The organism is Paraburkholderia sp. Clong3, from assembly GCF_050436485.1.
GTDB classification, from domain to species: domain Bacteria; phylum Pseudomonadota; class Gammaproteobacteria; order Burkholderiales; family Burkholderiaceae; genus Paraburkholderia; species Paraburkholderia tuberum.
In genome coordinates this window covers 661,553-683,734 of record NZ_JBNDMH010000001.1, presented here as the reverse complement: position 1 = coordinate 683,734, position 22,182 = coordinate 661,553, and the positions used below count along the sequence as shown (strand labels likewise).

The following is a 22,182-nucleotide window of genomic DNA, read 5'->3' as shown; positions in this document are numbered from 1 at the left end:
ACCCACTTCCACTGCTAATGCCATGTACACACTCGGAATCAATGCGGTCTATCACGACAGCGCCGCCGCGCTGCTGCGCGACGGCGTGGTGCTCGCCGCCGCCGAAGACGAACGCTTCACGCACGTCAAGCATGCGAAACGTCCGGTGCCGTTCTCGACCTGGCAGCTCCCGTTCGATGCGATCGACTACTGCCTGAAGGCCGCCGGCATTACGCTCGCCGCGATCGCTCACATCGCTTACTCGTACGACCCCACGCTCTTCGGCGGCATGCCGAAGAGGCCGGGCGCGACGATCGAGCTGCCGTTCGATCCGGCCGGCACGCGCCCGAACAACCCGTCCGCGTCGGCGTGGGACCCGCTGTTCCTCAGCTATATCGCCAACGCGAAGGGCCAGTTGCTCGACGGCGCGCCGCATCATCTGCGCAAGCGCTTCCAGGGCGTGGATCGCGAGCACGGCTTCGCATGGCACTTCGTCGAGCACCATCTCGCGCACGAGGCGAGCGCGTTTCTCGCCGCGCCGTTCGACGACACCGCCGTGCTGACGATGGACGGCCGCGGCGAGGGCGTGACGACCAGCATGGGGCAATTCGTCGGCGGCGAGTACAAGCGTCTGAAACAGGTCGAGCTGCCGCACTCGCTCGGGCTGCTCTACGAAGCGGTCACCGACTGGCTCGGCTTCCTGCACTCGTCGGACGAGTACAAGGTGATGGCGCTCGCGTCGTACGGCAAGCCGGCTTATGTCGAGGTGTTCCGCGAGATCGTCCGCTATCGGCAGGACGGCAGCTATACCGTCGACGCCCCGCGGCTGACCGAACGCTTCGGTCCCGCGCGCGAACGCGGCGGGCCGCTCGAACAACGCCACTTCGATATCGCCAATTCGTTGCAGCGCGTGCTCGAGGAGACCGTGCTGGAACTCGCGCACTGGCTGCATCGGCAGACCGGCTTGAGCCGGCTCTGCATGGCGGGCGGCGTCGCGCTGAACTGCGTGATGAACTCGAAGGTGCGCGACGCGGGGCCGTTCAGCGAAGTGTGGGTGCAACCGGCGGCCGGCGACGCTGGCACCGCGCTTGGCGCGGCACTGTGGACCGATTATCGCGAACGTGCCGCGCGCGGCGACCGCGAGCGTCACTGGAAAATGGATCACGCGTACCTGGGGCCCGAATACAGCGAAGCGGAAATCGAGCAGTTTTTGGGCTGGTCGAAAGTACCGTACCGGCGACTCGCCGATATCGCCGGCGAGACCGCCGATCTGCTCGCGCAGGGCAAGGTGATCGGCTGGTATCAGGGGCGCACCGAATTCGGGCCGCGCGCGCTCGGCGCGCGCTCGATCCTCGCGTCGCCGGTCGATCCGCGGATGCAGGCGAAGCTCAACGAGATCAAGGATCGCGAGGACTTTCGCCCGGTCGCGCCGGTCGTGATGGAAGAGGAAGCCAACGAATGGTTCGTGAACGGCCAAACCGCGCCGTTCATGCTGTTCGTGTTCGACGTGCGCGCCGACAAGGCCGCGCGTATTCCGGCCGTGCGGCATGTGGACGGCACCGCGCGCGTGCAGACCATCAACCGCGCGCAGCACCCGCTGTACTACGACTTGCTGGCGGCGTTCAAGCAGCGCACGGGCGTGCCGATTCTCGTCAATACGTCGTTCAACACGCGCGGCGAGCCGATGGTGAATTCGCCGCGCGACGCGGTCGAGTCGTTCTGGACCTCGCCGCTCGACGCGCTCGTGATCGGCCCGTTCCTCGTCGACAAGGCGGGGGGCCGCGCATGAACGCCTCGGTCATGTGTCCGTCGCCCCTGCATGGCGGCGTGGCCGCGCGCTACAGCAGCGAAGATGACGAGGAAACCGGCCGCACGTTGCGCACGCAGTCGAGGCCCGACGTGTCGGTGGTCGTGCCCACCTACCGCCGTCCCGCGATGCTCGCGAACTGTCTTGCCGCGCTATGCGCGCAGCAGTTCGCGCCGCACCGCTACGAGATCGTGGTCTGCGACGACGGTCCCGACGACGCCACGCGCGCCTGCGTCGAACGATTCGCACGCGAGATGGCGCCGCGCGGGCTGGAAGTGCACTACCTCCCGGTCACGCGCACCCAGGGGCCGGCCGGCGCGCGCAACGCGGGCTGGCAGTATGCGCGCGCTTCGCTGATCGCATTCACCGACGACGACACGCTGCCCGATCCGCACTGGCTGACGGCTGGCGTCGCGGCCCTCGCGCAAGGCGCGATGGCGGCCGCCGGCACGATCGTCGTGCCGCTGCCCTCGCCGCCCGATCTGCCGACCGATTACGAAGCCGACGCGAGCGGCCTCGCGCGCGCCGAATTCGCGACCGCGAACGTGTTCGTCACGCGTGCGGCGCTCGTCGCGACCGGCGGCTTCGACGAACGGTTCACGTCGGCGTGGCGCGAGGATTCGGACCTGCAGTTCACGCTGCTTACCGCGGGCGCCCAGATCGTGCGCGCCCGCGACGCGGTGGTCGTGCATCCGGTGCGGCCCGCGCGCTGGGGCGTCAGCATCGCGCAGCAGAAAAAGAGCCAGTTCGATGCGCTGCTTTATCGCAAGCATCCCGAACTGTTTCGAACGCGCATCCGCTCGCGGCCGCCGCTGCTGTACTACGCGATTCTCTGCGCCGCGTTGCTGGCGATCGGCGGTTCGTTTGCGGATCAGCCGATGCTCGCGGGCGCGGGTTTGATCGCGTGGTGCGGGTTGACCGGCTATTTCTGCGCGCGGCGGCTGCGCGGGCGCAACCACGGCTGGCGCCACGTCGCCGAAATGCTCTGGACGTCGATCCCCATTCCGTGTCTATCGATCTACTGGCGGCTCTATGGCGCCATCCGTTTCAAGGTGTTCTTTCCATGACCCCACCCTCGCTGCTGGCGGCGCTCGCGCCGCGCCGTATCGCCGTGTTTCGCGCGCTGCAGCTCGGCGACATGCTGTGCGCGGTGCCCGCCTTGCGCGCACTGCGCGCGGCCGCGCCGGATGCGCATATCGCGCTGATCGGACTGCCGTGGGCACGCGCGTTCGTCGAGCGCTATGCGGCGCTCGTCGACGAGCTGATCGTGTTTCCGGGCGCGGTCGGTTTTCCCGAGCAGCCCGAATCGAACCATGGCTTGCCCGCGTTCTTCGCGCGGATGCGCGAGCGGCGTTTCGATCTGGCGGTCCAGCTGCACGGCAGCGGCGGCATCGCCAACGATCTGCTGCATCAACTCGGCGCATGTGCCGACGCCGGCTTCGTGCAGCCCGACGAGGTACCGCGCGAGGGTTGCTTCATCGATTGGCCCGATGCGCTGCCGGAGCCCGAGCGCTATCTCGCGCTGATGAGCGCACTCGGCGCGCCGTCGCACGACCAGCGTCTGACGTTCCCGCTCACCGAGCTCGACCTCGACGAGTACACCGCGCTGCGCACGTATCACGGCATCGAAGACGGGCGGCTCGTGCTGGTTCACCCCGGTTCGCAATTGCCGTCGCGCCGCTGGCCCGCCGAGCGCTTCGCGGCCGTCGCCGACCACCTCGCCGCCGACGGCTGGCAGATCGCGATCACCGGCACGGCCGCCGAAGCGCCGCTGACCTGCGCGGTGCTCGGCGCGATGAGCGCGCCCGCGCTGCATCTGGCGGGTGCGACGTCGCTCGGCGGACTCGCCGCGCTGGTCGCGCGTGCGCGGCTCGTGGTCTGCAACGACACCGGCATCTCGCACATCGCCACGGCGATGGCGAGCGCGTCGGTTGTGATCGCATGCGGCAGCGACACGCGACGCTGGGCGCCGCTCGATCATGCGCGGCATCGCGTGCTGGCCGACTATCCGGCGTGCCGGCCGTGCATGTTCCGCGACTGCCCGTATGGTCATCCGTGCGCGCTGAACGTGCAGGTCGAACAGGTGGTCGAGACCGCCCGCGAGCAGCTTGCGCGCGCGCCCGGCGCGCGACCAGGCACGCCCGGCAGTCTGCATGAGGGAACCGTTTCGCTGTCTTTCGAGGATCTGGACCATGTTGCGTAATTGCCGCCGGCTGCGCGTGCTGACCTGGCACGTGCACGGCAACTACATGTATTACCTGAGCCAGACGCCGCACGATTTCTATCTGGTCACGAAACCCGGTCATCCGCCCGGCTATGCCGGCAAGGTCGGCGTATTGCCGTGGGGCGACAACGTGCACGAGATCGCAATCGACGACGTGGCCAACCACGAGTTCGACGTGGTGCTGTACCAGCATCGCATCCACTGGGACCACGACCGCGAGCACGTGCTAAGCACCGCGCAGCAACGTCTGCCACGCGTCTATGTCGAGCACGACCCGCCGCAGGAAAACCCGTTCGAGCAATGGCATTGGGTCGACGATCCCGGCACGCTGCTGGTCCACGTCACGCACTTCAACCGGCTGATGTGGGACAGCGGCGTCACGCCGACGCGCGTGATCGAACATGGCGTCGTGGTGCCCGACGGCGTGCGCTACAGCGGCGAACTGCAGCGCGGCATCGTGGTCGTCAATCATCTCGCGCAGCGCGGCCGGCGGCTCGGCGCGGATGTCTTCAGCGAAACGCGCACGCGCGTGCCGCTCGATCTCGTCGGCATGGACGCACAGCGGCTAGACGGCATCGGTGAAATCGGCAACCTCGATCTGGCCTCGTTCAGCGCGCGCTACCGCTTCTTTTTCAATCCGATCCGCTGGACCAGCCTCGGCCTCGCGATCGTCGAGGCGATGACGATCGGCATGCCGATCGTCGGTCTCGCGACGGCCGAGCTCGCCACCGTGATCCGCAACGGCGAAAACGGCTTCGTGCATACCGACCTCGACGCGCTCGTCGACGCCATGCTCGGGCTGCTGCGCGATTCCGGCGAAGCGCGGCGGCTCGGCGAAGGCGCGCGGCGCACGGCGCTCGAACGCTTTCATATCGACCGTTTCGCGCAGGACTGGCACGACGCGCTGCTGCACGTCACGGCGTGATGCCATGCTGATTTTCAACGTTCATGCGGTCCAACCACAGGATCACGCACCATGAAAGAACTTACCCGCAAGCGCATTCTGGTCACCGGCGGCGCCGGCTTTCTCGGCTCGCACCTGTGCGAACGGCTCGTCGCGCAGGGACACGACGTGCTATGCGTCGACAACTTCTATACCGGTACGAAGGACAACATCGCGCATCTGCTGGACTGCGCGAACTTCGAACTGATGCGTCACGACGTGACGTTCCCGTTGTATGTGGAAGTCGATGAAATTTATAACCTCGCGTGCCCCGCGTCACCGATCCACTACCAGCACGATCCGGTGCAGACTACGAAGACCAGCGTGCACGGCGCGATCAATATGATCGGGCTCGCCAAACGCGTGAAAGCGCGGATTTTCCAGGCGTCGACGAGCGAGGTGTATGGCGACGCGCTCGTCCATCCGCAGAAAGAAGACTACTGGGGCCACGTGAATCCCATCGGTCCGCGCTCGTGCTACGACGAAGGCAAGCGCTGCGCGGAAACGCTGTTCATGGACTATCGCCGTCAGCATGGTCTGTCGATCCGCATCGCGCGCATCTTCAACACCTACGGCCCGCGCATGCATCCGGCCGACGGCCGGGTGGTGTCGAACTTCATGATGCAGGCGCTGCGCGGCGAGCCGCTGACCGTCTATGGCGACGGCTCGCAGACGCGTTCGTTCTGCTATGTCGACGACATGATCGACGCCTTCATTCTGCTGATGAACAGCGCCGACGATCCAGGCGGCCCGGTCAACCTGGGCAATCCGCACGAAGTGTCGATGCGCGAGATCGCGCAGCGCATCGTCGCGGTGACCGGCTCCGCGTCGCCGCTCGAAACACGGCCGCTGCCGGCCGACGATCCGTGGCATCGACAGCCGGACATCTCGTTGGCGACACAACTGCTCGGCTGGCAGCCGGGCACGTCGCTTGACGAAGGGCTGCCGCGCACCGCGCGTTATTTCCGCGCACGCATTCAGTGTCGGTCGCCAGCACGGTCATCGGTCCCGAGCTCAACGCGGCCGAGATAATCGCGAGGCGATCCGCAGGGCAATCGACCAGATCGACGCTCAGCGACTCGCGTCCGCCCGCGTTGTTCACGTGGGCGGACCAGCCGCACACTTGCGCACGATGTTCGATCAGGCTTTTCCAGACCTCGACGACTCGCAGTGATCCCGGGCTCCGGCACGCAATTTCTACACGGCTGGCGTGTCCGCGCGAATGCGCATCACGGTCTGACGCGACGTGCCGAAGCGCCGCGCGACCTCGCTGACCGACTGTCCCCTGCCGAGCGATTGCAGCACGCGTTGACGCTGCTGCTCGGAAAGCGACGGCGGCCTGCCCGTATGCTTGCCGCTCGCGCGAACGGCCGCGAGACTGTCGCGGCTGCGCAGGCTGCGGCACGCGGCGTCGAGCCGCACCAGCGCGCGCAATGCCTTCACCGCCGAGGGCTCGGGGCGCCCGGCCAGATCGGTATGGCCGACTTCGACGCAACGCAGCGCCACGCCGGCCTTCCGGCACTGCATCACGGTGGCGAGGATGTCGCGCGCGTTGCAGCCGAGCGCGGCCAGCTCGAGCACGACGAGCGTGTCGCGCGGCGCGATTCGTCGGATCAGACTCTGCAGCTCGGGGCGGTCGCGCGCCTGCGCATAGGTCGGCAGATCTTCGACCACGACCCGCGCGAGCGTGACCATGTAGCCGGCCTTGTCGAGCCGGATCAGCGCCTGCTCGTGCCGAACCGCATCGTGCGCGCCGAACAGATAGATGTGTAGTTTTTCCACTTCGCCTTCGTAGTGACGATCCGCCATTAGCGGCGCTATTACGTCGGGGTTCCCGTTTTTCGAGCGACGACGCCTGGACACGCCGTCACTCATCGCGCTCAGGGCTGCCGCTGGACGCGCTGATGCGTCGGAGGAGTCTGGTTCTGTTGCTGCTGTCCGCTGTCGCGGCCGGGCTGCGCCGGATTCGACGGCTGACGATTCGAATTCTTGTCCGAAGTCATGACGCTCTCCTACGTGAGATTGCGGGTGACCGTGGCTAACCGCGGCCGTCGTGATCAACCCGCAACCAGCGTTCCCGGTCCTGCCCGCGCCAGAGCGTTGCGGCGCGGGCATGCAAGCGCCTGGCTATGACGCTTCCGCTGGCGATGCGAGCAGCCCGGTGAAGGAATTTTCAAAGTGTATCAATCGCGTTGAACGTCCAATACGGTTGGCGTCGGTATTGGCGCGATTGAACTGTCATTGCGTGGGCGGTGGAGGCGCGGCAAGTGACGGCCGCGCATCGGGAACCGCAATCGGGGACGACCGAGGAATCCGTCTGACGGGAAGGCATGTAGCGCCCTGCTCAAAGCTCGGCGCCACAGCGGCCATGCAGATACGAGCCGACGCGAAGAACGCGACGGCTCGCTCGCCTCTTTACTGAAGCCCGCTGCGCATCGTCATCGTTATCCGTTCTATTACTACCATCGAAGCTCCCCGTGCCGGACAACCGGCGGCCGGGCTTACGCCCTTCCCTTGTGGGCTATATGCGGTGACAACATTGGTTCGTTTTACGCATCCAGACCGAGGTGCATGACTTCAGCAGCCCGCATCCCGGTCCTGGCGAGCAACAATATGATTGCTGTGTTCCGCAGCGGCTGAAACGTCGCAGCGTCGACCCGCACTTGATGAGCCGTTCCACATCATCGTTCGTCAGGCTGGCTGGAAGCGTCGCGTGACGCCATCTCCGGATTCGAGGTAGTGCTTCCTCGAGACCGGACGGCACAAGACCCATCACGGTGAGAAACCGCAGCATCGCGCGCAGCGCGACAATTGGCGAATTCGATGGTCGGCGCCTCTGGCTCGAAAGTTCGCGGTGCAGATATCCGCGGAGATCTTCGATTGACGGGTCTTGCCAAGCCAGCCTGACGCGCCACGAAACGTCGGCGTGCCTGGTTCAGTAACCTGGTGGAGGCGCCGTATCGTAGGCCGGCGGCGGAGGCGTCGCTGCGTCGTGCGTCCGGTACACATTGGCGGCGCTGCGCGGGACCGGCACACGCTCGCCATTTGCGTACATGCACTGAACGTACGCCTGGTCGTAGCGTTGTTGAAGGCTGGCGGCCGAGCTTTGCGCCATGCCGGCGCCGATCATGCTGCCGCCGAGCAGACCTGCGCCTGCGCCGACCGCTGCGCCGCGGCGGCCGTTGAACGCCGCACCGGCCGCCGCCCCGAGCGCGGTGCCGACGACCGTACCGCCGAGGGCGCCTGTCGCTGCGGCCTGTTGGGTGCTCACGCCGCCGGTCTGCTGGGAAGCAAATTGCTGGCAAGTCGCGTCGTCGGCGCGGAATTGATCGAAGGACTTGCCCGTGCCGGGCAGGGCCATCACTGTGGGACCTGTCGGCATGCCAGCACAGCCGTCGAGCGCGATGATGCAGCTCAGGCTGACCGCGGCGGTGACTAGCGCGGATACGCCCCGTTTCGTGCGCATTGCCAGAGAGAGGGAATTCATTTTGCTCATGTCATTTCGGCCCGGTTGGCCTCACCGGCACTTCCACCCAGCCGCTCGAACACCCCTTCACGTACGGGTAATATTTTTTTGTCACCGGGCAATACCACCAGGTACCCGACGGCGGACTCGTCTGCGTTTTTTCGACGTAGACGGTGCTCGGGGTTGGCTGGACCGACTGGACGACGACTGGGGCGGGCGCAGCGTAGTAGACGACGGGGGGCGCCATCATCATGGGGGGCGGGATACCCACAAGGACACCGACGCGCACATGCGCTTGCGCGGTGCTATTCAGGCATACGGCCGTAGTCGCGATCAGCGCAAGCAAAACTATCCTGAATCTCACAAACTTTCTCCTATTCGATGAAGCGGGCCTGCCGCGATCCGGCGCAAAACGGTAAGGCCATGGCGCAAAAGACCGAACGGGTTCAACCTGGCGAATTCCGCTGCGCGACAAAAAAGGGAATCTCGTTGGTGCTGGTTGAAGTGAATCCCCGCGTGGCCGAACCTGGTGATTCCGGGGCCGGCCGACCCCGAATGCAGATTCCCGACATCTACGCCTTCCGCTGAACCTCGCGTCCGGAGGGGGTACGCCGACGTCGCTATGGAAAGCCAGACAAGGCTGCGGCTTGCCCCGCCGTGATGTCCAATCAACATTCGTCGTAGATAGAACGATACGAGGCCAGCTGAGCCATTGCCGGTACCCCCGAAACTGCGGAGCCCAGTTTCACGCCACCGTGCTCACTGAACGCCTGCTGTTGAGCCGCCACGCTCGCCAGGGCCGCGTGGATGTTCGCCGGATAGTGTGCGTCACCGTTGGGGTGGTCAGAGCCCGCTAGCTGCAGTCGGATGACTTCTTCGTGCACTAGCTCACGCGTCAGAGGACCATTACCCTGAGCAGAGGTGGCCGTGGGGAGAGCGATGACTGACACGACAGTGAGAACGGGCATGAACGCTTTAGCCATGATGAAGCTTCCAGTCTCGAGCGCCGGGAACAACAGACGCCAGGTTAGCGAAACAACGACCAGGCAAGGTCTTGAAGTCCGTGTGCCCGTTCCGTTGAGGTCCGTCATCTTCTTATCGTTTGATTACAAATAGTTCTCTTCAATACATTGTTTCCGAGCTTGCAACGTCGAGAGGCATCTATCCGCGCGCAGCGGTCGCGAAACGACAGGGCGCCGGACCGAACGGCGATCTCGGGGCGCGGAGCCCTCGTGCTGCGACGTGCATTTGATGAAGGCCGCCCAACCGACGTAATTTGCGAGCGGACGGCGAATGTATAGGCGCGTCAAGAACCGATACGCTTGGATAACTCGGGGTCTACCTTGTCCGGTAAACGATTCGCGAGCCACCCAACCTCCATGTTCATGAAATGGCAACTCACAATTGCGCGCGTCGAATAACGACGCGCTGTCGATATACTGCAACCCACATCTGACACAGCATGTGCTCAGTTTTGCGGTGGATACCGGCTCCGTTATTTACAAAGGATTAGCCAGCGCAACGATTCACGTTCAAGCGCAGACAATCGGACCTCGGCGCAAAATCAGCCGCTACCCTTTCTTTAACCCATAGGAGTCTTCAATGAAAAAGTGGTTTGCCGCGCTGCTGATTTTATTCGCAGCGAGTTCGCATGCAGCCGGCGATTCGTCGATGAGCGCAACGGTTGAAAGCGTCGCAGGTATGAATCAACTCGGCGGACTCGTAGTGCTACGGTCAGCGGACAGCAAGTGCCGTTACTACGGTGTACTGCAGCAGACTGCGCGTGCGCCGCGTGGCATGGCAGAGCGCATCGCTGCAGTGACCCAGGACGGAAAAGTCTATGAATGGATGACAGTTATCAGTTACTCGGAATGCCTGCAAGCGAACGGAACCTACACCAAGGAACGTGTTTCGCTGGATTCGCCCGGCGGAAAGCGGTTCCGCGTGGGCGATAGCGTAGAGCTGCGATCACCGGTGTAACGAGGGCCAGCAAGCCACCGATAACGGCTTTTACCAGTCCCATGAGTGCGAGAAATCACGTCGACGACTATCTATTCTCGCTGATTGCAGACAGGACACGGAGCTCTACCGGACCGGAATTGCGATCGGTGGGTTCCTGGTTCGAGATGATATCGCTCGTACTTCGGACTACAACGGTTCGAGAGATCGACAGCGGTATTTCTGCAGCACGTAGTCGCTTCAGGATTGCAAATAGCAGATCGCTTCTGGTATCCCCGGCGATTCTCGGGCTACCGACATAGCCGGTAACAGTCAATGTCATACCGTCAGGCGTCAACTGGCTAAAGATCACCGATGGCGCGGGACGATCGAGAACCGATGGGTGATCCAGGTAAGCTTGCAGAAGAACATCGCGCACCTGCTCCGGATCGACGTCCAGCGCAAAAGTAAGGGCCAGTGTGACAACCCCCTGCGTTTTGTTTCCCATTGTCACGTTGCGCACATTCTGAGAAATCAGGTGCGAATTGGGAACGATCACCGTTGATCTGTCTGCGAGTTGTATTTCGGTCGCACGCACACTGATGCGCCGGATATCGCCTTCAATGCCGGTGATACTGATCATGTCGCCTACTTTGACCGGCCGTTCAGCAAGCAATATCAGCCCGGAAATGAAGTTTTTAACGATTTCCTGCAGACCAAAGCCGATGCCTACCGACAATGCGCTGACGATCCACGCCAGGTTATGCCATTTCACGCCGAGTACGGACAAGGTTTGCAGCGCGACGAGGACATAGCAGACGTTGGCGAAGACCGTCACCAGCGACGCGCGCATACCCGAACTCATTTGCGTCTTGGGCAGAAACTCGGCGTCCAGCCATTTGCGCATGAGCCCAACCAGATACAGGCACACTGCACAGGTAAAGATAGCGCTGAAGATATGGGCGGGAACAATATTGAGCGCATGTAATCGCTCGCCACCGAATACGCCGAGAATGCTATCGACCAGATCTCGGGGCGTTGTCCCGAGGCCGCCCGTAAGCAGTGCGATGACTGCGGCGAGCATCAATGCGCTGCGCAGGATCGCAGAGAGTACCGTTGCCACCTGTTCGAGATGAACATCTTGCAGCCCGAATAGATGCCTGATTGTTTTGCCGCTGGCGTGGCATGGCGAAAATACGGTTTCGCAAACATCATGAGCGAGCTTCGTCAGCAGATAAACGCTGCTCAGTACGAGATCGAACCAGACCAGTTCGTAAGTCAGGAACCGCGCGAACGAAACATAACCACAGAGCAATGCAATCAGAGAGGCTCCGACGGCAAGGCTGACGGCGGCATGAATAATGCCAGCGAGGGTAGAACGCGCCTCAGGCGATTCTCCGGCAGCGGCGAGCGCAGTGAGTACCCGGTTTGCGCGTAAAAGCGACATCCCGATGGTCAGAGCGACGACCAACGCCACCACGCCGCGAGTAAAGAGCGTAAGTTGCACGCTGGTATCGACGGCCCGGTTGATCTGCTCGATGGCTCCTGAAAACAGCAGCAGTGCGGCCAGTGTCCGTGGGAAAGGGCGTAGCGCGCGAGCGACGGGATCCGCGATGGCCGGCAACCGCCATGACGGATGTCGTGTGCAAAGCAATGCCCGGCCGAGAGCAGCGACCAGCGCGCAGGTCACAACATGTTTGATGATTTCGCTGGCGAAGCTTTGCAGCGCAGGAGGCAGCGCCTGCTGACGGGTCAACGCGAAGTAGAGCAGATCAATGGCACATATGGTGGTCACCAAAGACGCGACGACGGTCGAGATCGCCATCGCGCTGCGCCGTATCCGGCCTTCTGGAAGGCGGCGTAGGTAGAACCGTTCTGATGCTCTGTCAAGAAGCCGTGTTCCGATCGTTGCAACGGCCAGGGCGAGCAGCACAAGCAGGGACGTTGCAACCCGCTGCCCCGTTTGCCATGTCGTTTGAATCTGCCTGTCGATCTGCGCCTTGAAGTCTCGCAGACGCTGATAGTCAGCCGTGTCCGGGTGGAGCGCCGACGCCCAGAACGCGGCGCTGACGATGCTGTCGGAACGAAGAGCCAGTTGATCTTTCAGATGGTTTTGCAGCAGTCGCGTGATCTGGGCGCTCAGGTTGGCAAGGTTCTCCTTGATCGTTGCCGCCTGCTTGAGTTCGGCATCGAGTTGCAATTGCTGAGCGGCGAGAACGCTGCGCTGTTGGGCGACCGCGGGAGTTTCCGCGGCGGATTCGGAAGCGGGTGCTGTTCCGAGTACGTCGAGCTGGGCATGCGTTTTCGCGCGATCAGGCTCCAGCGACGTGGTTATGAGCCTGTCGACGTCTTCGGCGACGCGCCGGCTCAATGCGTCCAGCTCGGACAGCTGCGCATCGCTTGTTGCCGTCGAAGCACGCTGCCGGATCTGGTCCTGTTTTTCCTGAAGCGCACCGAGCCTTGGTAATGCCTCGGAGCCCGCGCCCATGGATGGCGAAGAATCAGCAGGAGCATCTATGCTAAGGGGTGGCAGCGTCGCTGCGTTGGCGGCAACCGGAATCAGGCCGAACATCGTCAGCGCGATAAGGTGAAAAATGACTGCAACTATTTGTCGCGCGGCGCAAGCGCGGCGAAGAGTATGCATTTGAGAGATCTGGCTCATGCACGCGATACCTAGGTAAGCGGTGTTGCATTCGGTCGCGGCCGGGCGTGAAATGAGGGAGCCGCACTGCGGTAGGAGAGCAAGCTTAATGAATCATACGTGATCATAATATCATATATGATAGTAACGGCAAATATGAAAGGTGGTGCACGGTCAGCGCTTGGCCCGCTGATTTGCGACGGCGGCCGCTTGAGCATCGGCGTGCGCTATCCAGTTTGTGCGAGAAACGTTCGGTATAGTGGGACGTTGAAAGATGGAAGCTGATCCTGGATGCTTTTTACAAGGCTTCCCGCGATATCGGGCTCCCGACTATTGATTTTTCCGTAAATCATGACAACCGTTGAGTGTCTCAAGCGTTATATTTTCAGGACGGTCCTGGAGACAAGTTGGCATGGCGCAAAGGCGAATGAGCGAAGCAGCAAAGAAGCGATTGAAGGCGGGTCGGCTGCTGCTGGCGGGCAAGGGCTGCGCCGAGGTGGCGTTGGCGGTGGGTGTGGCTCGGCAGACGGTGTACACATGGAAGCGGCTGCTCGATGAAGGCGGCATCGATGCGCTGCGAGAGGTGGGCGAGCGAGGGCGCCCGGCCCAACTCGATGAGCAACAGTTGGCGGCTGTTCGCGCCGCCCTGCTGCAAAGCCCCGTCGAGCATGGATTTGGCACTGAACTGTGGACTCTCAAGCGCGTGGGCGCGGTCATCGAACGCATGCACGGCATTCGCTTTGGCCAGACGCAGGTTTGGCGCATCCTGGGCTCACTGGGCTTTAGCCCGCAAAAGCCCGAGAAACGGGCCATCGAGCGCAACGAGGATGCCGTGCGCAACTGGAAGCGCCGCACCTGGCCCGCCCTTAAAAAAAAGCCCGACGAGAAGGCCGGCTGATTGTCTTCGTGGACGAGTCCGGCATCAGCGAGCGCCCGACCAGAGTCCGCACCTGGGCGCCCAAGGGACAGACGCCCATCATCCAGTTTCACTTCAACTGGAATCACGTCTCGGTCATCGCCGGGCTCACGCGCACCAACTGTTTGTTCCGGCTGCACGAGGGGAGCATCAAGAAGGAAGAGATCGTCCAATTCCTCAAGGCGCTCAAGGCCCACCTGAAGCAGCCGCTGCTGGTGATCTGGGATGGCCTGAAGGCGCATCGCAGTCGTTTGGTGCGCGAGTACCTGGACAGCCTGGACGGACACATCCAGATCGCGTTCCTGCCGCCGTACGCGCCGGACATGAACCCGGTCGAATACCTGTGGGCCTGGCTGAAGCGCCACGCGCTGGCCAACTACTGCCCCAATGATCTCGGCGAACTGCACGCGAGCGCCCGCAACAAGCTCAAGAGCGCTCAAAAGCGGCCTTCGATCATTGCCGCTTGCTGGATGCAGGCTACGCTGTGGTGATGTCATGAATTATGGAAGTCTCAATAATTGGCATCTATCAAACCATCGTTTCCTCGACTCATGGGTTGGCGCGCAGGCAACGCGGCAATGGAGGAGCATCGACATGGAACAGAGCAACGCATTGCCGGATTCGATCCGAGCAGCGATTGAGGCGCACGGCGGTGCAGCGCGATGGGCCGAACTGGCGGAGATCGAGGCGACGGTTTCCGCCTGCGGCCTTCTGTTCACCGCAAAGCGACGGCCAATACTGCGACAAGTGCAGGTTCGCGCGTCGACACACGAGCCTCGTTTCGCTTTCAACGATTTTCCGCATGTTGGCGAAACGAGTGAACTTCAAGGAGAAGAACTTGTTCGCGTCGTCGGGCGAGACGGGGCTATCCTGGCTCGCCGCGACGGACCGCGAACAGCATTTCGTGGCTGGCGACGGCAAATCTACTGGGACGACCTCGACTTTGTCTATTTCGGCGCCTACGCGTTCTGGAACTATCTGACAGCACCTTTCTTATTCTTGCGCGGCGGCTTTACGTTCCAAGAACTTCCGCCACTGGCGACTTCGGCCGGGATATGGCCAAGAATCCGGGCGACCTTTCCCAGCGACATTCCAACGCACAGCCGGGTCCAGGATTTCTATTTCGATAGGCAACATCGCCTTTGCAGGATCGATTACACCGCCATGGTTATCGGACGCTGGGCGCGGGCCGCTCACATCTGCGAGGACTTTCGCGAATTCGATGGATTCCTGATACCGACTCGCAGGACGGTGAAGCCGCTGCCGGTTGGCAATGCTCCACTGCCAGCTCCGACTCTCGTCGCGATCGAGGTCCACGATTTTCGACCAAGGCCTTATGATTGACGCCAGTCCAATCGGCCGCGGCGACTGACGAAGCGAGGCGGCCGCGCTCAGGCTCGTAGGATTGCACTTGGCCTGCAACCCGGGCAGCGTGTCAAGGTCGACAAGCTCGCGCCAAAAGTTCTGACACTCGTTGCGATGGGACAGTCGTATCGCGAGATTGGACAGAGGCTTTCCATTAGCAAGAATACGGTGCTTGCCATCGTAAAAAGGGCGCGCGCCGACGAACAGGGGGAATGAATGAAGCAAGATGCATTGCTCGCGCTGCCGCTGACTGACACGGAGATCGAGCAACTCGATGATTTCCTGATCAGCGATTCGGCTCCGGAAGAGGCGATGGATGTCTCGATGATGGATGGTTTCATGACCGCGCTCGCATCGAGTCCGAACCTCGTCATGCCTACCACGATGCTGCGCTGGATCTGGGATGCAGAGCAAGGCGTGGACCAACCCGCGTTCGCGAACGCCGAGGATGCCGACCGCATCGTCGGCCTGATCATCCGGCACTGGAATGATGTCAATGCCACGCTGCGCGAGACGCCCTGCGTGTATGAACCCCTGGTCCTTGAGCGTGACGGGGATGACGGCCGGGCGCTGTCGATCATCGACGAGTGGTGTGTCGGGTATTACAAGGGCATCACGCTGGATCAGGCAACGTGGTCGCCCTTGATGGCGCAGCACCCTGAATGGTTCACGGTGATCCTGTTGTACGGCACCGAGGCCGGCTGGGATGAGCTCAAGAGACGCAAGGACGGTCTCGACCAGCATCAGGCCTTCGCGGACTCCCTGGCAGACTCGGTACTCCGCATCCATCACTTCTGGATACAGCAGGTCCTACCGACAGTGCCGCACTCGCGCAGGCATTGAACACGATCGACAGCGACGACGGCCAGAAGCATGGGCGCAAGATTGCGGCATTGCGCAATGAGCTCGTGGTACTTGACGTGTCTGGATTCCATGGCGGGTTCCCTCACTGACGGGTTGGCGGCACTCACGATGCCGTGGCCCGAACGCGCGGTGCGCGGGCCTTTTGGGGCTGCGACTCGAGCGCGGTTGTCGCGCCGAGCACTGACCGGATGGCGCGCAGCGCCTCTTCCTGCGCGGGTGTCGGCGGGATGCGCAGCACCCGCCGGTCGGCCAGCAGCTTGTCGAGCAAGGTCAGGAGCCGGTTTCGGTCTTCCGGGCTGGCGAGCAGATCGGGCAACGTCTGGATAGCCTGTTGCGGCTCAAAAGTCGCGATGAGTTCCTGCTCCCCGCGAATGCGCCGCCAGTCGGCAGGAGGCAAATGCGGCAGGTCGTCGGCGTATTCATCGACCAGTTGCTTGACTGTCTCGATGCGCGATAGCGGCAGCGGCTCGCCCTTTGGCGCGAGCAGGAACGCGGTGCGCGCGACCGCCTCGTTGTAGCCGCCCTGCCTTAGCGAGGCGAGCGCCGCCTGGACGAACGGCAGGCTGCGAGGATCGGCGGCGGCGGACGTGCCGGCCCCATGCTCGCCGAGGCGGTCCGGGTCGTACATTGCGAAAAGATTCGCGTAGATGGAGAAGAACAGTGCTTCGATGCTGGCGTCTCTTACCGCCCGGAACTGATCGAGCGAGGCGCTGATCAGTTCTGAGCCGCGCTGCTCCACCTTGCGCCAGGGTTCGAGGTCGCTCGAGGGCTGCCGGCTGGCTCTGACAGCATCGGCCATCGGACGCAGCGCGGCCACCCACGGATTCAGGTCCGAGAATGCCCAGCGCTGGAGACGCAACGGATGAAAGTCGCGCAGCAACCGCGCGGTCGTCTCGTTCGACGCATGCTGCACAAAGGGTTGAACGAACAGTTCGTAGGCTCGCTGGTTGAACTCCGACACCACCGCCACGGCCTTGAACGGCTTTTCGTCCTCGCGCCGCAACTCGTTGAAATGCTCGACGGCTTCTTCCAGCCGGTGTTCGGTGAGCGAGACCTCGTATTCCGTTTTGCCGTCTGCGCCCTTTCCCTCCTTGATCGACATGCCGTAGAGGCCCGGCGCGAGCGTCTCGATTGTCTCCAGCACGTTGAAGATTTGCGTGTATTCCTTCTTCGCCACCTTGCCGGAAACAAAGATGCCGAGATGGCCGACGTCCTCGTGCATCAAGGCGACGATGACCTGGCCGCGCGCCTTGATCTCCTCGGTGCTGCTGTAAATGTCAGCGACCCAGTTGAACGCCTGTTGCGGCGGCGTGATGTTGTCGCCCATCGATGCGAAAAGGATGATGGGCGAGCGGATGGCACGCAGATCGAAGGATTTGCCCGACGGGCCGGACACTTCGCCGGACCACAGCTTGTTGCCGATGAAGAGGTTACGGGTGATCCACTCGATCTCTTCCCGGTTCATCAGGTAGTAGCTGCCCCACCACCGCTCGAACTCGATAAAGCGCGCCGGTTCCGTATCGATGTTGGCGAACAGGTTGTAGTACTTGTCCCAGAACGTGTTGGCGGGGTTCAAATACTCGAAGTTGTTCACGAGATGCGCGCCGTCGAACTTGCCGTTGCCAAGATCGGCCGCCAGGGACGAGAGCCACGTGCCGCCCAGAATGCCTCCGGCATAACGCATTGGATTGGGCACCTCGCTCTCGCTCCACGCCCCGCTCCAGTAAGACATGGGCGCGCCGTTGACCAGGATGGGACCGGTGTCTTCCGGCGACGAACTGGCAAGCATCATCGCGGCCCAGCCGCCCTGGCAATTTCCGACGATCGCGGGCTTTGGGCTCTCTGAATGCAGTTCGCGCACCTTCCGTAGGAACTGCTGCTCGGCCGCGCACACGTCGAGCAGGGTCTGGCCGGGCTCTGGCTCCTGGAAGAACACGACGAAATAGACGGGATGACCGGCGCGCAGGGCAACGCCGACCTGCGAATCGTCCTTGAAGCCCCCGATGCCGGGACCGTGCCCGGCGCGCGGATCGATGATCAGATACGGGCGCTTCTTCACGTCGACCACGACACCCTCCGGCGGCCGTATCGACAGCAGAGCGTAGTTGACGGGCCGCTCAAAGTGCCTCGCGTCGAGCACTGTGTCATAGTCGAAATGCAACGCCGGCTTGATGCCGGCCTTGTTGCGCTCGATGAACTCGTTGCCGCGTTGACGCAAGGCATCCCAGAACAGGACGGAGCGCTGCGCGAAATCGGCCGTATAGTGCCAGGCACCCCATGGTGTGAACTGCGCCAGGTTGGGAATGGTGAGCGCGGACGTGCCGTCGCCCCCCTTGATTGCGTCGCTCGTCCTCTGCCCGAACCGTTGCCGGGCCTCTTCCAGGCGATTGTGCAACAGGCGCAGGATTTTCAATGCGATCTCGTGATTGCGTGTCAGCTGTGAAACCTGGTCCATCTCATGAATCTCCTTAAGCGAAGCAACTTAACCTGGCACAACTGCTCATTCCGTTGCCTGGTTGCAGAGAAGCTTGGATGCCGACTGGATTACGGGCAGCATCAAGCACAAACAATCCTTCAAGTGACAACTATGTCATTTCACGCTGCGTCGCCATCTGGGCGCCCCTTACCTCGACCTACTGCGCTTCTTCCTGAAGCATCGGCGCTTCGTGCGCAGCCGCCGGGCCGAGCGTCAAGGCAAAAGTCCGGGTGAGTTGATGACGGGGCGGGACCACCCGCACTGGCTCACGATGCTGGGACTCGGACCGCTTCAACCGCGGCAAGTCTGAGCGCGGGAGGTCGATACCCAGGACATCCAAATCCATCGGGATACTAACCACAACGTACTTTGTCGCCCCTTTCGTCAAACGCCCCCTATCGCAGCACACGTCGCACGCAGGCGTTCTTTCATGCTTCGACCACATGCGGCAGCAATGCGGCGCCACCTAATCAGCAGCGCAAGGTCCCATGCCCTGTTCGAAGAACTCCGCGGTATGGTCGATAAACGCCCTGACTTTCGCGGGCAACAGTGCGCGTCCGATGTAGGCCAGACGGACCTCGGCCACATTATCGGCGATCTCGAAGTCTTCCAGCAGACGAACGAGCCGTCCGGCCTTTATGTCCTGCTCAACAAGGGCGATTGGAAGCAGACCAATACCGAATCCTTCGAGTACGATGTCGCGATTGAATATGGGATTGTTCGACGCAATTTCGTAGCTGATCGGGACCGCGATGTTTTCCTGATCCATTCGAAAGGTGACGCATGGTTTGTGCATCGAAGGAGGGACCGTGACGAACACATGGTCGGCCAGGTCAGCCGGATGCCGGGGCCGAGGACGCCTGCCCAGATAAGCTTCCGTTGTGACAATGACCAGCGGCAACCGCTGGAGCAGCCGCGTCACAGCCAGATCCGTCGCCAGCATGAAAGGCAGGACGATACCCAGATCGTAACCGTCGGCCGTCAGGTCCACGGGCCGCTCGGTCAATGTGATATCCAGGGTGACGTTCGGATGCTTGCGTTTAAAGGACGCAATCAGCGGTGCGAGCCACGTCAATGCGGTGGTCGCATGTGCGACCAGTCGCAGTACGCCCGCCGGCAGTCGACCGTGGCCCGCCGCACTGGCTTCCAGGCAATCGAGGTCATCCAGGATGCGACAACATCCATCGTAAAAGCGCTCCGCGGCTTCCGTCAGCGAAAACTGTCGGGTCGAGCGATGGAAAAGTCGCGCGCCCAGGCGCTCTTCCAGCGATGCGATCGCCCGCGAAACGACCGATGGCGAGAGATCCATCATTTCCCCGGCACGTCTGAAGTGTTTGACTTCGACGATAGTCCGGAACAGGCGCAAGCTTTCAATGTATTCCATGGTTCACGTTCCATCTGCTATCTGACGACTTGTGTAGATATCCTTGATATCAGTCCTGTTCGTGGACCTTTACCGCACCGCACGCCGTGGAACATAGTCCAATGCCGTGCAACCGCGACCAGGGGTACTGTCCGGTCACGTCTTGCGCGCGTGGATGCGCCTGGTGTCACCGCCGCACATGAAAGCGCTGAGCATTCTGCCGTAAAGACACCAAAGAACCGAATCACATCAGGTCGGCTGTTCTATCAGGCTAACGCTTCTCGCACAGATCATTGCGTGAGCATTAGCCGGTGTGGGCCCAGTGAGGCGCGGCCTGTAGATGGCATCTCCGACTTCGATTAGCCGACCGGTCAGCGCACAGATGCCTGGCACCCGCGCGACGGCTTCGCACCATGTCTGGTATCCATAGTGTCCGGAGCGCGCATCGCACCATGAAACGATCAGTGTTTGCGCGGTCGGTTGGTCGAGTACCCGTACGATTGGCTTGCTGGTCGAAGCGATCGACTGTCGAACCGAGGAACCGTTCAAGGCAGATCTGTGCGCAGTGGCTCGTTCGTCAAGACTCCAATCGCCAAGCCTTGTGACGGTCATACTCCACGGATCAACAGCGCGATTCATAACCCGGCTCCCTCCGTGCAAGCTCGAACGCTTGCGCTTCGCGTGAGCGCTGCCCACCATAGCTGCTCCCTTCCGTCGATAATTACCGGTCCGATTGCGTCGGCAAAGACCTTTTTGATGTCTTTGCCCTACGAACATAGTCACGCTTTCATGAACGGCGCCTACCCGAAAAACACCGCGGCCCCGGCAAGTCCCCCGGGTCGGGGAGATCGTTCTTCGAGGCTTTACCGGTATGCTGCTGCCGAGCCCAAAGTCCTATGCGTGCGCTGCCCCCGTGCCGCCATGTGCGTTGTCGCAGGTGGCAGCCAGGACGCTGCGGGCCGCCTCGACCAGGACTGCATATCGGCAGCAACGCGTGCAAAATCGCTCGCCGCCGGGGACCCAGGAAATGCATCGACGACACAGCGCGAAAGCTCTGCCGCTTGCGCGATACACGGATCGATTGAGATGCAGCCTGCCTTGAGAACCGAGACAGCCAGATAATCGCGGGCGATGGCTCCGAGACTTTCCAGCAGCGCGTGAGTGTCCGCTTCACCCTCGAACAGATTCACAATGATGCGGAATTCCTCGATGCCCTGTGCGAGACGCAGGCGCTTCATGCAAACGTAAGTGTCTGCTACTGCAGCGGCCGACAGGTGCATGACGACGATGACGTGGTGGGCTTGCAACGCAAGTGGTGAAAACGCGCCGTTGCCGGCAAGCGCGGCATCGATCAGCACGATGTTCGGCGGGCTCGTGAGCACCGCGTCGTACTGCAGGCCAGCGACGTTTTCGTGATCCGTATGGCCGGTGCCAGTCGAGTGGAACTGACGTCGACCACGGTCAACGGCCAGCACGCGCGGCAAGTTGCGATGTATCGCGGGAGCGAACACGCCTGCGGCGTGAATGTATTGAAGCATTGTGCTCGCCGAGCGCGCGCCAGGACATTCGTCCACCACCAGCACGTCCATACCCTGTCTGGTCAGCACCATCGCGAGGTTGACAACGGCAGTTGTACGGCCGACTCCTTTCGAGCCGCCTGTGACAGCGACCACACGCGTAGCACTTTTGGCGAGCATCTGGCGCAACCCGAGCGCCTGTCCGGAGACTATATCCTTCACTGATTCCCCCACGTATCGAGACCTCCGCGCCCATCACGAGTAGCGTTGACGGCCCGCGCGCCGTCAGTCATAACGACTTTCGGATCGCACGTTTCATCGACGCGTGGATTGTACGCCTTCGCGTCACTACTGACAATGCAATCATATATGGTCTATGTGTCAGATATGAGTGACAGATGCAAAAAGCGCGAACGGCGGGTTGGCCCCGAACTCATCCGGTTCTTTCTTGCACGTCGGGAATTGAAATGCTGCGCGCTGCCTGAAAATGGAGGTAGCGGTACGTCTAGCCGGCTACAGCAAGGCTTGACGCCGTGCCTTTCGGGTCGTCTCGATCAACAGCCGAAGGCGCTTGGGGTGCGCCAATGTGCTGTTGTGGCGAGCGGGGGTGGAGTGACACCTGTCGATGCCTCCGACTGATGCCCGCGGTAACTTATCGAGCGGTTGCGTCGCCTTGGCGACAG

The 22,182-nt window shown here is 62.2% G+C and carries 19 protein-coding genes; 10 read left to right on the top strand and 9 right to left on the bottom strand.

From position 1 onward, the window contains the following. Positions 1 to 22 precede the first annotated feature (22 nt). The 5 genes from OKW30_RS03280 to OKW30_RS03260 are packed head-to-tail and all read left to right on the top strand — an operon-like array spanning position 23 to position 5,985. Positions 23 to 1,768: a carbamoyltransferase family protein gene (locus OKW30_RS03280; protein WP_429345947.1), complete on the top strand. Its 1,746-nt coding sequence runs from the start codon at positions 23 to 25 to the stop codon at positions 1,766 to 1,768. After that, a complete protein-coding gene (locus OKW30_RS03275) occupies positions 1,765 to 2,853 on the top strand; it encodes a glycosyltransferase (RefSeq protein WP_187630628.1) in 1,089 nt (362 codons plus the stop codon). Before OKW30_RS03280 ends, OKW30_RS03275 begins: the two co-directional genes overlap by 4 nt. Continuing rightward, a complete protein-coding gene (locus tag OKW30_RS03270) occupies positions 2,850 to 3,989 on the top strand; it encodes a glycosyltransferase family 9 protein (protein ID WP_429345946.1) in 1,140 nt (379 codons plus the stop codon). The genes OKW30_RS03275 and OKW30_RS03270 overlap by 4 nt, the downstream gene beginning before the upstream one ends. Continuing rightward, complete coding sequence (locus tag OKW30_RS03265) at positions 3,979 to 4,935, top strand: glycosyltransferase (protein WP_429345945.1); 957 nt, start codon at positions 3,979 to 3,981, stop codon at positions 4,933 to 4,935. Before OKW30_RS03270 ends, OKW30_RS03265 begins: the two co-directional genes overlap by 11 nt. A gap of 51 nt (positions 4,936 to 4,986) precedes the next feature. Then, positions 4,987 to 5,985, top strand: a complete 999-nt coding sequence (locus tag OKW30_RS03260) for a UDP-glucuronic acid decarboxylase family protein (protein ID WP_429345944.1) — start codon at positions 4,987 to 4,989, stop codon at positions 5,983 to 5,985. Between the two features lie 165 nt (positions 5,986 to 6,150). Here OKW30_RS03260 and OKW30_RS03255 read toward each other — a convergent pair whose 3' ends face one another. The 3 genes from OKW30_RS03255 to OKW30_RS03245 form a co-directional block, all read right to left on the bottom strand. After that, entirely contained in the window at positions 6,151 to 6,762 is a 612-nt protein-coding gene (locus OKW30_RS03255; RefSeq protein WP_184023420.1) for a recombinase family protein, read from the bottom strand. 71 nt (positions 6,763 to 6,833) lie between these two features. After that, a complete protein-coding gene (locus OKW30_RS03250) occupies positions 6,834 to 6,956 on the bottom strand; it encodes a hypothetical protein (RefSeq protein ID WP_429345943.1) in 123 nt (40 codons plus the stop codon). 932 nt (positions 6,957 to 7,888) lie between these two features. Next, on the bottom strand, positions 7,889 to 8,449 hold the full coding sequence (locus OKW30_RS03245) for a hypothetical protein (protein WP_429345942.1): 561 nt from the start codon (positions 8,447 to 8,449) through the stop codon (positions 7,889 to 7,891). Positions 8,450 to 8,842: 393 nt separating this feature from the next. Between OKW30_RS03245 and OKW30_RS03240 the strand changes: the two genes are divergently transcribed. Then, positions 8,843 to 9,007, top strand: coding sequence for a hypothetical protein (locus tag OKW30_RS03240; protein WP_187630633.1), 165 nt, complete (start codon positions 8,843 to 8,845; stop codon positions 9,005 to 9,007). 80 nt (positions 9,008 to 9,087) lie between these two features. Here OKW30_RS03240 and OKW30_RS03235 read toward each other — a convergent pair whose 3' ends face one another. After that, positions 9,088 to 9,510: a DUF4148 domain-containing protein gene (locus tag OKW30_RS03235; RefSeq protein WP_429345941.1), complete on the bottom strand. Its 423-nt coding sequence runs from the start codon at positions 9,508 to 9,510 to the stop codon at positions 9,088 to 9,090. Between the two features lie 511 nt (positions 9,511 to 10,021). Between OKW30_RS03235 and OKW30_RS03230 the strand changes: the two genes are divergently transcribed. Beyond that, a complete protein-coding gene (locus OKW30_RS03230; protein WP_429345940.1) occupies positions 10,022 to 10,399 on the top strand; it encodes a hypothetical protein in 378 nt (125 codons plus the stop codon). A 67-nt stretch (positions 10,400 to 10,466) separates the two neighbouring features. Here the strand turns inward: OKW30_RS03230 and OKW30_RS03225 are convergent, their stop codons facing one another. Further along, positions 10,467 to 13,019, bottom strand: coding sequence for a DUF3772 domain-containing protein (locus tag OKW30_RS03225; RefSeq protein ID WP_429345939.1), 2,553 nt, complete (start codon positions 13,017 to 13,019; stop codon positions 10,467 to 10,469). Between the two features lie 391 nt (positions 13,020 to 13,410). Here OKW30_RS03225 and OKW30_RS03220 point away from each other — a divergent pair. From OKW30_RS03220 to OKW30_RS03210, 3 genes are all read left to right on the top strand, one after another. Next, a protein-coding gene (locus tag OKW30_RS03220; protein ID WP_184074580.1) for an IS630 family transposase occupies positions 13,411 to 14,405 on the top strand; the annotation gives its coding sequence in 2 pieces (ribosomal slippage) (positions 13,411 to 13,876 and positions 13,876 to 14,405; 996 coding nt in all). A 103-nt stretch (positions 14,406 to 14,508) separates the two neighbouring features. Further along, positions 14,509 to 15,258, top strand: a complete 750-nt coding sequence (locus OKW30_RS03215) for a hypothetical protein (protein WP_429345938.1) — start codon at positions 14,509 to 14,511, stop codon at positions 15,256 to 15,258. Positions 15,259 to 15,495: 237 nt separating this feature from the next. Further along, the gene (locus OKW30_RS03210) at positions 15,496 to 16,122 is read left to right on the top strand and encodes a UPF0149 family protein (protein ID WP_429345937.1); all 627 of its coding nucleotides are present in this window, start codon (positions 15,496 to 15,498) and stop codon (positions 16,120 to 16,122) included. Between the two features lie 124 nt (positions 16,123 to 16,246). Here OKW30_RS03210 and OKW30_RS03205 read toward each other — a convergent pair whose 3' ends face one another. From OKW30_RS03205 to OKW30_RS03190, 4 genes are all read right to left on the bottom strand, one after another. Further along, entirely contained in the window at positions 16,247 to 18,598 is a 2,352-nt protein-coding gene (locus tag OKW30_RS03205; protein ID WP_429345936.1) for a DUF3141 domain-containing protein, read from the bottom strand. A 487-nt stretch (positions 18,599 to 19,085) separates the two neighbouring features. Then, positions 19,086 to 20,003, bottom strand: coding sequence for a LysR family transcriptional regulator (locus OKW30_RS03200; protein WP_184068413.1), 918 nt, complete (start codon positions 20,001 to 20,003; stop codon positions 19,086 to 19,088). 228 nt (positions 20,004 to 20,231) lie between these two features. Continuing rightward, the gene (locus OKW30_RS03195; protein ID WP_184068553.1) at positions 20,232 to 20,594 is read right to left on the bottom strand and encodes a DUF3331 domain-containing protein; all 363 of its coding nucleotides are present in this window, start codon (positions 20,592 to 20,594) and stop codon (positions 20,232 to 20,234) included. Positions 20,595 to 20,845: 251 nt separating this feature from the next. Beyond that, positions 20,846 to 21,679 (bottom strand): MinD/ParA family protein, encoded by an 834-nt coding sequence (locus tag OKW30_RS03190; protein WP_429346097.1) that lies wholly within the window; start codon positions 21,677 to 21,679, stop codon positions 20,846 to 20,848. Positions 21,680 to 22,182 lie beyond the last annotated feature (503 nt).